Here is a 15,312-nt window from a genome sequence, read left to right as displayed (position 1 = left end):
TATATAAAACAGTGGCTTATACTTTCATTGGTTTTAAATTTACACATTTATTGCTTATTGTTTTGGAAGTGACACTAATTATTAGCGTATTTGACCATGTTCATTATTCAGCGGAATATTGATTTTGCGCATGTTCATTTTTATTTCCTTAGTGCATAATACGCGCAGAATTTTTATAGGGTAAAGATTATGAGTGACTGGATTGATGCAATTTTATTTGGTGTTGCGTTAGTAGCGTTTACTTTAGGCATGAGCAGCATCGTCATGGGCTTTATGTCTGGCAAAGAGGGCAGCGAAGCCCTGCACGAGCGTATTGAGATGGGATATCTGGGTGTTAGCGGCCTGGTAATCAGTCTGTTGATGCTCTACGTAATCGGCTAATTAACGGCTCACCGATTTTCGGTAAACAAAAAGCGCTCAGTAGAGCGCTTTTTTTGTGTCAGTCTTTTATGGCCTCAGGTGCCTCATCTGGTTGGCTTTGTGGTGCAGGGCCAGACAGTGCTGCTAAATGGCTGTCGCGTTGGTAGGCTCTCAGGTCGAATAAGGGCAGCATTGCCATAATGTGGTCGAAAATGTCAGCCTGTACCTTCTCGTAGGCTACCCAGGACTTATCCCTGCAAAAGCAGTACACTTCTAAGGGCAATCCTAACTCATTAGGCGGCAACTGCCGCACCATCAGTGTCATGTCCTGATTAATCTTAGGGTGTTTGTTTAAATAAGCTTCCAGATAGGCGCGAAAAGTACCGATATTGGTTAATGCGCGGCGATTGAGTAAGTCGCCTTCATCAATGGAATTATCTTTATGGTAGCGCTGTAATTCATCAATTTTGCTTTTGATGTAATCGGCAATAAAACGAATTTTCGCTACTTTTTGCAGGCTTTTCTCGTCATACAGGCAGATTGAATGGATATCAATATATACTGCACGCTTGATGCGTCGCCCGCCTGATTCCTGCATGCCGCGCCAGTTTTTAATCGCTTCATTGGTTAATGAGTAGGTAGGGATAGTGGAAATCGTATTATCCCAGTTTCTTACCTTAACGTTGGTTAAACCGAGCTCGATGATCTCGCCATCAACGCCGAATTTATCGACCTGTATCCAGTCACCATTAGTAAATAACCGGTTAGCGGTTATCTGGATACCAGCCACAAAACCCAGAATAGTGTCGCGGAATATCAGCAACAATACTGCGGCAATAGCCGTTAAGCCTGATAGTAGCAATAGCGGGCTGCGCTCTACAATCAGCGATACGCTGAGTAACATCAGCACAATAAACAACACCAGCTTGGCCACCTGTACAAAACCGGTAATTGAGGCCTGCGCAGCAAAAGGGGTGGAGTTATACCAGTCTTCAAATGTATTCAGCAAAGCACTGATAGACAATGCCGCTACGGTCATCAGATACAGCAGAGAGCATTTCAGCAGTACGGTATACAGCAGACTGTCGGTGGTCAGCAGCACGTGGGTACTGGAAAATATGATCAATGCTGGTGTAAGGTGAATTAATCGCTTGAAAAAGCCGTGGCTGTGCAGCGCATTATCCCAGTGAGTTTTGCTTTTCAGGATCCAGCGGGTCACTACCGAATTCAGTGCGATTCTGCTAACTAACAGGCCGGTGATCGCCAGCACAAATATTAGTAACAACGAAAAACTGTTGTACAGCGGACTGTTTAATACAATATCGGTATCAATCTGCCGGAGCAGTTCAACGAAGTTTTCACGAAACGTTTCCGCTGTGACCATTTAGTTACCCTTTTTTAAGCCAATAATGTTGCGGTCTTTGTTCTGCCACAGGGTATTTACCCATTGCTGAAAGCCAGCTTTAAACTGTTCATCGGTATAATAATCGCCAATGGCTTCGGCCGGAATGTCAACCACATTAACATCTACAACGATTCGTCGCATCTGACCACTTAACATGGCCAGCATAGGATGCTTAGGATTATCCGGATACAGCAGTGAGATATCCAGAATATTGGTGAACAATTCACCCATGGTTGCCAGGGTAAAGGCAATACCACCGGCTTTTGGCGGCAAAAGATGCTGGTAAGGACTTTGTTTGCTGGCGTGCTTGGCCGGGGTAAATCGGGTCCCTTCTACAAAATTGATCACGGTAGTGGGTTTATGGCGAAACTTCTGGCAATAGCGTTTGGTGGTTTCGATATCGGCGCCCCGTTTGTGCGGGTATTTTTTCAGATAGGCGGCCGAATAGCGTTTCATAAATGGCATTTCCAGCGCCCAGGCGGCCAGGCCAACAAAAGGTAGCCAGATAAGCTCCTGTTTCAGGAAGAACTTAGGTGCTGGGATCCGAAAGGCCGAGAATTCGATGAGCAGGACAATGTCCAGATAGCTCAGGTGGTTGGCAACTATCAGATACCAGTTTTCTTTACTTAGCTCACCCCGAACCCGGTAATCAAGGATGACCGGGTTAAACAGCCGGATCAGCGCTAAGCTGCATTTACCAAAACACAGCATAAAGAAGTTCATCAGCGGTGCCAGCGCTCGCTGCACTGCGCCAATGGGCAATAAAAAGCGCAGCAAGCCAAACACAATAACCAACCCGCCCCACAGGGCAAGGTTGGCCAGTTGCAGAGGCAAATGGATAACAAAGATCAGTGGGGCCAGGACTACTATAAGCATCGCTTACACCGTCTTCCAGTTTTCCAGGCGTTGGTCCTTTGCCTGCCACTGTTGATTGAGCCATTGCTGAAAACGGGCCCGTTGTTCGGGGTTTTCAAAATAGTCCATCACCTTTATATCTTCCGGAAACAGGTCTTTCAGCGGTTTTACGTCTACGTGCAATTTTATCTTACTGACTGAACCGTTAATAAAATCCCAGAAGGATGGCGTACCGGCAGGATAAAAAATCGTGACATCAATTAAATGATGAAGCTGACCGCCCATGGCGTTTAGAACAAAAGCTATGCCTCCGGCCTTGGGTTTTAACAGGTGCTTAAAAGGCGAGACCTGACGGGCATGCTTTTCTTTAGTGAAGCGTGTGCCTTCGACAAAATTCATAATGCTGGTGGGTTTGTACTGAAATTTTTCGCAAGCCTTTTTGGTCGTTTCCATGTCTTTACCTTTTAAGTGCGGGTTTTTGGCCAGGAATGACTTGCTGTAGCGGCGCATAAAAGGAAAGTCCAGCGCCCACCAGGCCAGACCTAAAAAGGGGACCCAGATCAGTTGCTGCTTAAGGAAAAACTTCAAAAACGGGACTTCGCGGTTAAATACTCGCTGAAGTAATAAAATATCAACCCAGGACTGGTGATTGGCAATTACCAGGTACCAGTCATTCCGGGCCAGCCCTTCCAGCCCTGAGACTTCCAGCGTAGTGCGACTGAACAGCCGTTGATTAAAGTTATTAACGCTTATCCAACCTACAGCGCAGGCATCCAGAAGATAAGTCATAAAGGTCCGCCAGGGTTTAAGCGGAACCAAAAGCTTTAACACTGCCAGGGCTAATACCAATGGCACCCAGAACAGCGTATTGAGCCCGTAAAGTAGCGCCGACAGCGCGCCGTTAAGGCTATGTAATAGGGTTTTCACTACAGTCGTCTTACCAGTTGCAAAATTGGCCACAGTTTAACGTAAACCGGGCTTAAAACCGATACTTAATCGAGTTAAGTTGAGATAAAAGTATATTCAAAGGGGGCTTTCATTGTTACGACTGAAACGCGCGGTGCCTGCCAGTCAAAGGAACATGAATGAAGTAAGATTCAACGATAAGTCTAGCGTTTTTTAACTTTTTGTTTACGTTTTGCCGTCCTACGATTGTGCCTGATACCCCATCCGGTATGGTGCCTGTAATTCAATTGTTGAGGCATCTGATGAAACTACCCATCCATAAAAAAAGCAATACCGACCTGCTGGCCAAATGCCGGCTGGCAACCTGGCTGACGCTGGCGCTTACCCTCAGCGCTTGTAGCGAAAGTAATACTACAAACAGTGTAAATGAGAGTGAAAACTCACAAACTGAGCAGGTTCTGCCGTATCAGGATACTTCATTGCCAATGAATCAAAGGGTCAATGACCTGGTGGGCAGAATGTCGTTGACAGAAAAAGTGGCTCAAATGTACAACGATGCACCGGCCATCGAGCGGCTGAATGTACCCGCCTACGACTATTGGAATGAGGCTCTGCATGGTGTCGCCAGGGCGGGTGAGGCAACGGTGTTTCCCCAGGCAATCGGCATGGCTGCAATGTGGGACCGGGAGTTGTTGAATGAAATTGCTACAGTCATTTCTGATGAAGGCCGCGCTAAGCACCATGCCTTCAAGGAACGTGGGTTGAGTTACCGCTATACCGGATTAACTTACTGGTCGCCAAATATTAATATTTTCCGCGATCCGCGCTGGGGGCGAGGCCAGGAAACTTATGGAGAGGATCCTTACCTGACCGGCGAGCTGGGTGTTGCGTTCATCAGTGGTTTACAGGGTGATGATGACACCTATTTAAAAACCGCTGCCACCGCCAAGCACTTTGCTGTGCACAACGGGCCGGAAGTCTCACGCCATTCTGATGACTATGTGGTATCGGATAAAGACTTGTTTGAAACCTACTTACCGGCTTTTGAAAAGGCGGTAGTGGATGCCGATGTTGAGGCGGTTATGTGTGCCTACAACCGGGTCAACGGCGCCCCGGCCTGCGGCTCCGATCGGTTGTTAAAGGAAATCCTGCGCGGTAGTTACCAGTTTGATGGTCACGTAATGTCTGACTGTGGTGCAATTGCCGATTTTTACGATCCTAGAGCCCACAATGTAACGCGCTCACCAGCAGCTGCGGCAGCCTGGGCAGTAAAAAGTGGTACCGATCTGAATTGTGGCACCGGACGCCTGAGCAGTTATGCCAACCTTACCTTTGCCGTACAAAAGGGTTTTATTGAGGAGTCGTTGATAGATCAGGCTGTAGGCCGCCTGATGATGACCCGCTTTAAACTGGGCATGTTCGACCCCGATAGTAGCGTCCCCTTTGCTGATATTCCGCTGGAGGTAGTGGGGAATGAAGAGCATCTGGCCCTCACGCAAAAAGCGTCTGAACGCTCCCTGGTAATGCTCAAAAACAATGGCGTACTACCACTTCAACCGGGAGTTAAGGTGGCAGTGATTGGGCCCAACGCAGACAATCAGGATGTGCTGCTGGGTAATTACAATGGTCTGCCGGTTAATCCGGTTACCGTGCTTCAGGGCATTAAAAATTACACGGGCAATGAAGCCGTGCCTTATGCGCCAGGCAGTGCCCTGATTGATGACATTTACGGCCACTGGCAAATCCTCGATGATTCGGTGTTGTTTCACCACGATGAATCAGGTGAATTAAGCCCCGGCGTGAAGGTGGAATACTATGCTGTAGCACGTGAAGCTATCACCGATTTCTCTTCATTAAGGGTGCCAGCCAGGCAAACCGGTAGCGCAGTGCACTCTGAGGTACTGAATAAATTGCAAATGCGTCCCCTGCGCTCGCCGGTTAGCGGTAAGTGGCTGGATGACTTTGCTTTGGTGGCACGTGGCCAGCTTGTGCCGCAGGAGTCCGGCAGTTACCGATTCGACGGGCCGGGTGAAGTAACGCTTAACGGTGAGGTGGTAAATGGTGCGGTGGAGCTGAAAGCAAAGCAAAGCTACGACTTTAAGGTCAGTCATAAGGTGGTATCCAATCCGGTTAGCAATACCGCCGGCGGCCTGCGGGCAGAATGGCAACTGCGCTGGGTGAATGAGAGCAAAGCGCTGCAGGAAGAAGCCCTGGCAAAAGCGGCCGCAGCCGATGTGGTGGTAATGGCGGTGGGGATTTCTCCCCGTATAGAGGGGGAAGAAATGCCGGTTAAGCTGGAAGGCTTTAACTATGGCGATCGCACCAGCATTGCCTTACCCGCAGAGCAACAGGCACTGATCAAAGCGGTAGAAAAACTGGGTAAACCGGTGGTACTGGTTAACTTCAGTGGTAGTGCCATGGCGCTCAACTGGGAGCAGCAAAATGTGGATGCGATCATTCAGGCATTCTATCCGGGGGAAGCCACCGGTACTGCTTTGGCGCGAATTCTGTGGGGTGAAGTGAACCCTTCGGGTCGCCTGCCGGTTACCTTCTACAAGAATCTTGATGGCTTTGCGCCGCTCGATGATTACGCCATGGCGAACCGTACCTATCGTTACTTCGAAGGCGATGTGCTCTATGCTTTCGGTTATGGCCTTGGTTACAGCGCTATGCAATATAGCAACTTACAAGCCCCGGCATCGCTGGTTTCTGGAGAAGATTTAACGCTGCAGGTAACGCTTAATAACCTGGGGGAGCAGGCTGCCAGTCAGGTGACTCAGGTTTATGTGAGTATGCCGGATGCACCGGTAAATACACCTAAACTTAGTCTTAAGGGCTTTACCCGTACGGAGGTTGGCGCAGGTGAAACGCAGACGGTTTCACTCACGCTGAGTGCAGACGAGTTGGTATACATTAACGATCGAGGGCAAAAAGTCCCTTATACCGGAACACTCGATGTGTACATGGGAGATGGTCAGCCAGGCTTTGGTAAGCCGGAGAAAGTTGCCCACACCCGTATTGAGTTGCAGTAAAGGAGCCTGATGATGTTGAGTCGTCTGACCGCTGCGTTACTAGTCCCCTGTCTGTTAACTGGCTGCGCTGCCAATCCGGGCAATAGCCTGGCGAATGCTTATGAAGGAAAATTTTTGGTTGGCACGGCGGTGAAGTCGGGCACACTGAAGTCACCATTGCCAGCTAAAAACACGCCGGAATGTCGCGATTTTAATGCTTTTACTGCTGAAAATGCGATGAAATGGCAGCATATTCAACCAGAGCCGGGCGTTTTTTCCTTTGCCATGGCTGATCAGTTAATTCGCATTGCTGAACACTGTAACGGCAAGGTTATTGGTCACACATTGGTCTGGCATCAGCAAACTCCCGACTGGGTGTTTACCGACGATGCTGGCGAAGAAGTGAGCCGGGAAGTGTTACTCGCCCGCATGAAAGCGCACATATACACGCTGGTGGGTCGGTACAAGGGGCAGGTAGCAGGTTGGGATGTTGTCAATGAAGCACTCAATGACGATGGCTCGTTGCGGGACACACCCTGGCGGCGCATCATCGGCGACGACTACATTGAATACGCCTTTAAATATGCCAGGCAGGCCGATCCCTCCGCCGAGCTGTACTACAACGATTACAACCTGTACAAGCCGCAAAAAGTGGCGGGGGCCGTCCGGCTGGTTAAACAATTGGCCAGCAAAGGCATTAAAGTACATGCCGTGGGCATGCAGGGCCACTATTCGTTGTTCTATCCGGCCATCAGTGATGTTGAGCAAAGCATTACAGCGCTGATTAACGCCGGTACAAATGTAGCCATTACCGAACTGGACGTTACCGTATTACCACTACCGGAAAATGCCCATACCGGCGCGGATATTACCCAGAGTTTTACCGCGCATCCGGTTTATGACCCTTATGTTGACGGCTTACCCGAGAAGCAGCAACAAGATCTGGCTGGCAAATATGAATCGTTGTTTGCTCTGTTTCTTAAGCATGCCGGGCATATCAGCCGCGTTACCTTGTGGGGCATTACCGACGGTGACTCCTGGCGCAATAACTGGCCTATTCGCGGGCGCACGGATTACCCACTGCTGCTGGACCGCGAGGGCGAGCACAAAGCGGCTTATCACGCCGTGGCTGAGCTGGTTACGCCGGAGTAACTAGCGTAAAAAGGCGGTAACGGTAAAGCGAGCGGTGTACGGGTTTAAATCCGCAATAAACCGCTTCGCGATATCCCCAGAGTGAAGCAGCGCACAGGGGTAAATCACAGCCCGGTTAAACTCACAGGGCACCTGCAATACCCGTTCAAATAATGGCGTATCACCGTTTATATAGCCGCGTTCAGCGGGATAAGTTTTCAGGTGTTGCGCCAAATTTTGTTGATAAGCCTGAAGACCAGGCCGGGTGATTGCCACCTGTGCGGTAGGTTTGTAACGGTAAAAGCTGGTTCCGCCAAACGCCGGTGAACACAGGTAATGAACGACAGCGTACTCATTGAGCAGCGGCCGGTCAAAGTGGGGGATAGATTGCTCAAGGGTTAACTCGTCAGCTGCACGGGTTACCATGGCAAAGTAGGCTTCACCATCACTTACCCTTGCAGTGAACTTTTCGTGCTGAAAAGCCCGGTTTATGGTGGCTATGGCGTATTTCAGATAGCCGGGCGGTACTGGCGCCCTCAGACCCGGGTACACCGGCGATTCACTGGGTGGCTGTTGCGGGGCCACCGCGTAATCGATTAATTTGTCTGGCGCAGGCATAAAATCGTCGATCACCAGCACCTGATGGTTACTGCCGGGTACCGGCAGCATCCTCACATTAGTCACGGTTTGCGGCACAGGTTTTAGCAATAAACTCGGCGTGGCCGGGCATGTAATCCACGGATTTTCTCACCACCCTTTGGATCCCTTCCAGGCGACGGGCCAATTCCTCCTCCGGAAAAATGTCGGCCAGCGCGTGATATCCCTCGGGGCGCAGGCCCTGGCCGTACATCACCTCAAACCAGCTCAGATCATTAAACAACTCGTTATTAAAACGGCTGATGCGGCCGTTAGCCTTAAAGTGGTCGATTTTTTCCTGCAAGGTGTCGGGGATAGGCATATGTTTACAGTAACGCCAGAACTCTGTGTCCTCTCGCTCGGTAACATGATAGTGCAGGATCAGAAAATCGCGGATACGGGTAAATTCAAAGTCCATCTCTGCGTTGTACTGGTCAATATCACTCTGGCACGGTTGCTGAAACGGAAAGTAGCTAAAGAATTTGGAAATCGCTACCTGCACCAGATGCAGGCTGGTGGACTCCAGTGGCTCCATAAAGCCGCCGGATAAGCCTACTGCCAGACAGTTCTTGTGCCAGAACTTATTTCGTTTACCGGTGACAAATCGAATTTGTCGCGGGTCGGCCAGCAGGTCGCCCTCGATGTTTAATCGCAGGGTGTTTTCTGCTTCCTCGTCGGTCATAAATTCACTGCAATAAACGTGGCCGTTACCTACTCTGTGTTGCAACGGAATACGCCACTGCCAACCGGCTTGCTGAGCGGCAGCCCGGGTAAATGGCCAGGGCGTTTCGGTGAGCGATGATGGCGCTGTGACGGCGCGATCGCAGGGTAGCCAATGACGCCAGTCTTCATAACCGGTTTTCAGGGTTTGTTCGATTAGCAGAGCGCGAAAGCCGGAGCAGTCGATAAAGAAGTCGGCATCATGTTCGTTACCGTTTTCCAGAATCAGTGACTGTATAGAGCCGTCCGGGTGCTGACGGACTTCAGTGACTTTACCTTCCGTACGCTGCACGCCATGGCTTTCGGCCACCTCTCGCAGAAATTTAGCATACAGGCCGGCATCGAAATGAAACGCATAGGCGATGTTTGAAAGCGGCGAGTTGCCCGCTTCAAAGGGGCGCATATAACGCTTTTCGTTGCAGGCCAACGACGATAGCGTGTATTCATCCAGTGGCGCGGCTTTACCTTGCTGGCGCATTTTGAGCCAGTACTGATAAAAGTGCACACCTTCCATATTTTTGCCCACCTCACCAAACGCGTGGTAGTAGCTATGGCCTGGCTTGCGCCAGTTCTGAAATTGGATCCCCAGTTTAAAAGTGCCCTGGGTGCGTTTTAAAAAGGTATCTTCATCCAGCCCGATTAAGTCGTTGAACAACTGGATTTGCGGGATAGTCGCTTCGCCAACCCCCACGGTACCAATTTCTTCTGACTCAATGACCTGAATGTCACAGGGGTGTTTACTTAAAATTTTGCCTAGTGCGGCAGCCGTCATCCAGCCAGCGGAACCGCCACCCAGAATGATGATTTTTTTTAATTGTGTTTGCATGTTTACCCCTGAAACAAAAAAATCAGGCCCTTAGCCAGGGCCTGATCCATTACGCCGTGCACGTATGATTAAAAGTTTGCTCTAATTACAAATGCCAGACGGCGGTCTGATTTAAACCACGAGCGGCCTGCTTCCTGTCCTTCGTTATTTAATACCATAATGGTTTCAGACTGCGAATTGGTCAGGTTGGTGCCTTGAATACCCACCGTAACATTCTCGTTCCAGTTGTAGAATATGGAGCCGTCTAACTGACCAATATCGTTATAAAACAGCGGTGCCTTGGAGATGACGTCACGGGTAGTAAGCAGGTAACGTGAACGCCAGTTATACGCCAGTCGTGCACTCCAGCCATTCTTCTCATACATGGCCACAATATTGGCAGTATGTTTTGACTGACCTTGTAGCGGCACATTATCCAGATTTACGCGAATACCAGTGTCGGTAAAATCATCGCCTAACCAGCTTTCATCTTCTACATCTACTTCGTTATTGGGCACGCCGGACGCATTGATATAAGTGTAGGTAGCCTGCACACCCAGCCCATCCCATGGCGCCGGAAGCATGTCGTAGAATTGTTGATAGGCAATTTCAACGCCGTCCATTTTGCCTTTACCGCCATTGGTGGTGGAGTTGACAAGCGCCGACTGCACCTGACCGGTGGTGGGGTTGGTGTACTCCTGCACCGCTGCGCCCTGAATGAAGTAGTTTTTCAGGTCTTTATGGAAATAGGTCACACTCAACTGACCAACCTCAGCAAAATACCATTCCAGTGCAAGATCGTACTGGGTAGATTCCATCGGTTTTAAGAACGGGTTACCGCCAGAGCCGGTCCAGGCTGGCACATAGGCCGACTGGATCAGATTCTCACCTGGCTCTGGTGGATTCTCCGGATCAGGATTACTGATTGGACGGATAGCCTGGATAGACTCAGTACCCAGCGTGGCACGGTTACGGATATCCGACATATCAGGTAGCGCAACGGCTTTTGAGAACGCGAAGCGGGTAATGAGATCATCGTCGACTTCGATTTTCAGGTTAAAGCTGGGTAGCAGCATATCAAAGTCGGTTTCGGCAGACAGGCGTTCTTCAGCATCATTACCAAAATTACGCTCGGCATTAGACAGGTAGTTGCGTTGATCGCCAATCCAGCGGTTTTCTTCGGCCTCGAGAGCTTCCTCAAGGTCGGCATAATTGCCTGCATTAATCTGTTCATTGAGCCAGTTGGTAACAATTTCAGCGGTTAGCGGAGCACCCTGTAAAGCCTCAGGTGGCATGAAGTCCGGCACTAAATCCGGAAAGGTCACTGCACCATCGGCCTGACGGTCGAGTTGTACATAGCGCAAGCCAATGTTACCGCTATAGCGCAGATCGCCTGTGCCTTCAAAGTTTACCCGCAGGTAAATTGCTTTATTCTCCTCGGTGGTCAGATTGACCTCGCCGGGGGTAAAGATACCGTACTTATCATCGACACCGGGACGGTCCGGGTAGGGCTCCCATGTGCCTCCGCCCGTCATATAGGGACGAGCGCCAGCGATAATCGACCGCACATAGGCTTCGGTAGCATGAATGGTTTGATTGCCCGGGATATCGGCGATGCCCCCCCCATGAAAATCAGACCAGTCGACCAGTTCAAAATTACTGGCATCGACTGGAATGGTGTCGAGCCAGCCGGCTGGTGCGGCACTGCTGAACTCTGGACCTAATGCTCCCCAGTTGTAGCTGGTAGAGCGTACGGTCTGTTCCCGCTTTGCGTAGCGCACACCTGATTGTACTGAAGTGAAAATACCGTCACTGTCGAGGTGATACGTAGCATCCAGTCTGGTCGCAAAAGAATCACCCTCGGAACGTTCCCAGTGGTCCATGGCACTACGCAGGAAATAAGACGTGGGGTCCTGGAAGTAGTTGCTGTCGCCGGCCGGGTCGCCGGTAAAGCCCGGATAATTCCCTTCGGCATAAACGTCGGGGTTTGCATCCCGGTAACCAAAATAGGGTTCGATGAGGGTCATGGTGGGTGTGCTGCCGGTTACGTCATAAGTCTGACCGGCAAATGCGGCAGTATGAACCACCACATCGTCGTCGCGGGTTTTTGCTTTGATGTACTGTACATCAGCTTCCAGCTCCAGTGCATCAGTAGCCATCCACTCAAGGTTAAACGACAGATCCTCAACCAGGGTATCGGTTTGTTTTACACGCGAATCAAACTGGTAGGGATAGCCAAATTGCGGGCGACCGCCACTCTCCCATGAGCGGATTACACGATCATTGTTCCCATCGGCGGCGCGCCAGCCGTCAGCGCCCTGTACCATGGTACCAGAGCCAAACAGGCCATCGTCATCGAACTCAAACTCGGTGCCTTCCAGCGCCCGGGTGCGGCGATTATCCAGATTGTAGTAACCGCCCTGATATTTAACCGCCTGCTCATGCCACGACAATGACGCATCCGAGCGAATGTACTGCATGGTTGCCAGCAGGGTTTCATCTTCGTTTTCCCATTGCAGGGTACTGGCAAAACCTTCTCGTTTACGATCGTCAAACTTTTTAAGCAGATTAGACGCGTTAGGGATCCACACCGTGCCGTTGTTGTCTGCGCCGGTAAAGGCTTCCGCCCCCGCTATATCGCGGGCGTAAGTCTGCACGTAAGCATCAGACTGAATACCATGTGACTCACCGTAGAGCTGTGAGTTAGCGTAGTTAACCAGGAAACCAATCTCGCCTTTTTCAGCAAGATCGATACGATCGCTGTAAAGCCCCGAAAATGTGGGACTGCCTTTTTCGGCCACATCGCCGTATGAGTAATCACCGCCAAAGGCAATTACCCGACCTTCTGAATCAAAGGGCTTGCGGGTGCGCAAGCTGACGGTACCGCCAATCCCGCCTTCAATCATGTCGGCGGTCTGGTTTTTGTAAATATCCACACCGCCCATCAACTCAGGCGATACATCCTGAAAAGAAAGGCCCCGACCACTATTAGCCGTGAAAGAGTCACGCCCGTTAAATTCACTTCGTGTCTGGGTCATGCCACGAATAATGGCGCCACTGCCTTCAACGCTAAAGTGGTCTGGGTCGTCGGGGCCTGCAAAGCGTTCAATGGATACACCGGGTAATCGCTGAATGGCTTCAAGAACACTGCGGTCTGGCAGTGTACCGATGTCATCGGCGGTAATGGCATCCACTACCGTATCGGAATAACGTTTGAGGTTCTGTGCATTAAGGAGATTGCCGCGGATCCCCTTAACTTCAATTTTTTCTACGACTTCTTCTTCGTTCGATGCCGCTTTTTCCTGATCATCCTGCTCCTGGGCATTCGCGCCATGCAGGGCAGAAAGGATCGTTAGTGCAACGAGGGATTTATTAAAGGTTGTAGCGTATCGGTTATTTCTGTGTGCCCGAATCCTAGCCATGTGTACTTCTCCGCTGGAATAGTATGGAGTTATTGTTATCCATTTACTTGGCTTTGAAGCTGACCGGCTGGTAACCGCTATTTTGAAAGCCAACTATGGTGGGAACATACTCGTTGAAGCCGGAATAACTATCAATGGGATGTTAAAATATCACAAGCTGGAAATCATATATCGCAACATAGAATTAACAAAAAGTTGTAAGGGTAATGGCTAATAGTCTGATTTTGTGGGATTTATTGGTTTATTTGAATTATTATAATACAAGTGTGGCGGAAGCGCGGGGGGTAACAAATAGTTAACATTTGTTATCCCCCCCGCATACTTATTCTGTAAGGGTGAGCATTGCTGCCAGCGAATACACCAATGGGGCATTCCAGTTGATAGTTACTTCATTAGTAGAGTAGCTACACCAGTTGTCTTTGTATGAAGTGGCCGGCAACGAGGCACTGTACTGGCAGTTATCCTGTTGGCCGTTCTGGGCGCCGCCCACTAAAAAGCCCGGTACCGGCTCGGCAATACCGTCGGCATGGGATTGGCGATGGTGGATAAAACGTGGCGATGTTTCACCAAACCCGGTGACGTAGCTGTAGTCCACCGGATTTTTCCCCAGTACATAGTCCACCAGGCCGGTGAAGGTATGACGGTAGTCGGGGTTATTGCTCATCCGGTAAGCGCTGGCTAAAACCATAGCGTGGTTCATGGCAACGCCGTTACTACCCCACACAAAATCGTTGGCAGTCATGGCTGTTCTGAATGGTGATGCCTGACTGGTTTTTACCAGTGCGTCGGCGTAGTCCAGAAAGCGCGTCTTTAACTCCTGGTAGCGCTTGGCTGGAAGGGCGTTTTGCCCTTGCTCAGAGAGTAATGACAGATAAGCCAATCCCATAGTATCAGACCAGCCCGGAGTGGATGGGGAGCCCAGATAACGGTGCGCCTCAATGAGAAAGTCCTGCTCGCCGGTGGTAACAAAAAGCTCACTGGCGGCCCAGGCAAATTCATCGTTAAAAGATGAGTCGCCGTATTCCCCGGTTTTTACGTTTTGCGCATTCTTATAGGCTACTTGCGGGTTTTCTAATGCCCACTGCCAGGCTCTTTTCGCTGCTGCCAGAAAATTGCTTTGCTGTTGCGGATACACTCTGGCAGCTGTTGCCATCACCGCTGCAAAATTGAGTGACGCGGCGGTTCCCTTGGCCACTACATAACGCTGCTCTGTGGCCTCTGCCGGCATTACTGCCGGGGCAAAATTTAACGTGGTGAGCTTATGAAAAACGCCGCCGTCGGTGTCCTGCATGGTTAGCATCCAGTCCAGATTCCAGCTGATTTCATCGAGTAAATCGGGCTGGTTATTGGTGGACTCCGGGATATTCCAGCGTCGCTGCACATAAAAATCCGGGAAGTCGAGGTATGCCCGCATCAGGGTGTAAGTAGATATGCCTGAATTAACAATGTATTTATTGTAATCACCGGCGTCGTACCAGCCTTTGGGGCTTGCCAGGCTAATCTTCGGCTCGTTGAGGTTAATTACATGGGTGTCCGTGTGGCCGGCTTCACGGTGCCATTTGCCGGCAAAGGCCGGGTCCAGCGCCATGCCGGCACGATTGTAATAATACGCTTTAATCGCCGCGTCATGCAGGGCGCTCACGCGCTGAACTGAAATACTGAATGTGGTGTAGCTGTTGTCGCCTACAGACAGCCGGTACAGACCGGGAGCCGTAATACTGCTCACGTCTGCTATAGCCACGGTTTGATCTGCAAGTGGCCAGTAGTCCGGTGAACTGGTAGTTCCTTCCAGAACTGTCTGACCGCTGGCGGTGTTGGTTACCCGAAAAGAAACAGCTTGCGAAGTTCTTACTACGATATGCTTTTGTTGCTGCGGTAAAAAGCCAACCTGATTGGCATAGAATTCAACGGGCTGCGAGCCGCTATCGGCGGTTGCGGAGCTGGCAGTGCTGCTTGTACTGTTAACGCCCGAACAGGCTCCTATGGCGAAAACCAGTGATAAAGACATCGCCAGCTTGCTGAATGATAGTAGTGTAGTGCTCATATTTACTCCGGCCTGAA

At 50.3% G+C, this 15,312-nt stretch carries 10 protein-coding genes; 3 read left to right on the top strand and 7 right to left on the bottom strand.

The features are described from left to right. Positions 1 to 189: 189 nt before the first annotated feature. A complete protein-coding gene (locus tag C6Y40_RS00860; protein WP_105932886.1) occupies positions 190 to 381 on the top strand; it encodes a hypothetical protein in 192 nt (63 codons plus the stop codon). A 58-nt stretch (positions 382 to 439) separates the two neighbouring features. Here C6Y40_RS00860 and C6Y40_RS00855 read toward each other — a convergent pair whose 3' ends face one another. From C6Y40_RS00855 to C6Y40_RS00845, 3 genes are read right to left on the bottom strand one after another with little or no spacing between them, the layout of a single operon-like run. Then, positions 440 to 1,744, bottom strand: coding sequence for a mechanosensitive ion channel family protein (locus C6Y40_RS00855; RefSeq protein WP_105932885.1), 1,305 nt, complete (start codon positions 1,742 to 1,744; stop codon positions 440 to 442). Further along, positions 1,745 to 2,641 carry an acyltransferase gene (locus tag C6Y40_RS00850; RefSeq protein ID WP_105932884.1) on the bottom strand — a complete coding sequence of 299 codons (897 nt, stop codon included), beginning with the start codon at positions 2,639 to 2,641 and terminating at the stop codon, positions 1,745 to 1,747. It abuts the gene before it with no gap. A gap of 3 nt (positions 2,642 to 2,644) precedes the next feature. Continuing rightward, positions 2,645 to 3,547, bottom strand: coding sequence for an acyltransferase (locus tag C6Y40_RS00845; RefSeq protein ID WP_105932883.1), 903 nt, complete (start codon positions 3,545 to 3,547; stop codon positions 2,645 to 2,647). A 281-nt stretch (positions 3,548 to 3,828) separates the two neighbouring features. Here C6Y40_RS00845 and C6Y40_RS00840 point away from each other — a divergent pair, with 281 nt between their 5' ends. Next, positions 3,829 to 6,558, top strand: coding sequence for a glycoside hydrolase family 3 C-terminal domain-containing protein (locus tag C6Y40_RS00840; protein ID WP_105932882.1), 2,730 nt, complete (start codon positions 3,829 to 3,831; stop codon positions 6,556 to 6,558). Positions 6,559 to 6,567: 9 nt separating this feature from the next. Further along, a complete protein-coding gene (locus C6Y40_RS00835) occupies positions 6,568 to 7,689 on the top strand; it encodes an endo-1,4-beta-xylanase (RefSeq protein ID WP_240621805.1) in 1,122 nt (373 codons plus the stop codon). On the opposite strand, the gene C6Y40_RS00830 is transcribed toward C6Y40_RS00835, so the two are convergent. The 4 genes from C6Y40_RS00830 to C6Y40_RS00815 form a co-directional block, all read right to left on the bottom strand. Then, the gene (locus C6Y40_RS00830; RefSeq protein WP_146129463.1) at positions 7,690 to 8,352 is read right to left on the bottom strand and encodes a DUF6445 family protein; all 663 of its coding nucleotides are present in this window, start codon (positions 8,350 to 8,352) and stop codon (positions 7,690 to 7,692) included. It lies immediately after the preceding gene. Next, positions 8,345 to 9,850 carry a tryptophan halogenase family protein gene (locus C6Y40_RS00825; protein WP_105932879.1) on the bottom strand — a complete coding sequence of 502 codons (1,506 nt, stop codon included), beginning with the start codon at positions 9,848 to 9,850 and terminating at the stop codon, positions 8,345 to 8,347. Before C6Y40_RS00825 ends, C6Y40_RS00830 begins: the two co-directional genes overlap by 8 nt. Before the next feature lie 68 nt (positions 9,851 to 9,918). Further along, on the bottom strand, positions 9,919 to 13,251 hold the full coding sequence (locus C6Y40_RS00820) for a TonB-dependent receptor (RefSeq protein WP_105932878.1): 3,333 nt from the start codon (positions 13,249 to 13,251) through the stop codon (positions 9,919 to 9,921). Positions 13,252 to 13,573: 322 nt separating this feature from the next. Continuing rightward, positions 13,574 to 15,295: a glycoside hydrolase family 9 protein gene (locus tag C6Y40_RS00815; RefSeq protein ID WP_105932877.1), complete on the bottom strand. Its 1,722-nt coding sequence runs from the start codon at positions 15,293 to 15,295 to the stop codon at positions 13,574 to 13,576. Positions 15,296 to 15,312: the final 17 nt, after the last annotated feature.

This window comes from Marisediminitalea alba (genome assembly GCF_002993365.1).
In the GTDB taxonomy this organism is placed as follows: domain Bacteria; phylum Pseudomonadota; class Gammaproteobacteria; order Enterobacterales; family Alteromonadaceae; genus Alteromonas; species Alteromonas alba.
The sequence above is the reverse complement of the archived record's forward strand: the minus strand, read 5'-3'. Positions and strand labels throughout refer to the sequence as shown.

Coding starts and splice junctions, on each gene's coding strand:
- C6Y40_RS00855 (WP_105932885.1), bottom strand. CDS start 1,744: ATGGTCACAGCGGAAACGTTTCGTGAAAACTTCGTTGAACTGCTCCGG.
- C6Y40_RS00815 (WP_105932877.1), bottom strand. CDS start 15,295: ATGAGCACTACACTACTATCATTCAGCAAGCTGGCGATGTCTTTATCA.
- C6Y40_RS00835 (WP_240621805.1), top strand. CDS start 6,568: ATGATGTTGAGTCGTCTGACCGCTGCGTTACTAGTCCCCTGTCTGTTA.
- C6Y40_RS00820 (WP_105932878.1), bottom strand. CDS start 13,251: ATGGCTAGGATTCGGGCACACAGAAATAACCGATACGCTACAACCTTT.
- C6Y40_RS00825 (WP_105932879.1), bottom strand. CDS start 9,850: ATGCAAACACAATTAAAAAAAATCATCATTCTGGGTGGCGGTTCCGCT.
- C6Y40_RS00860 (WP_105932886.1), top strand. CDS start 190: ATGAGTGACTGGATTGATGCAATTTTATTTGGTGTTGCGTTAGTAGCG.
- C6Y40_RS00850 (WP_105932884.1), bottom strand. CDS start 2,641: ATGCTTATAGTAGTCCTGGCCCCACTGATCTTTGTTATCCATTTGCCT.
- C6Y40_RS00840 (WP_105932882.1), top strand. CDS start 3,829: ATGAAACTACCCATCCATAAAAAAAGCAATACCGACCTGCTGGCCAAA.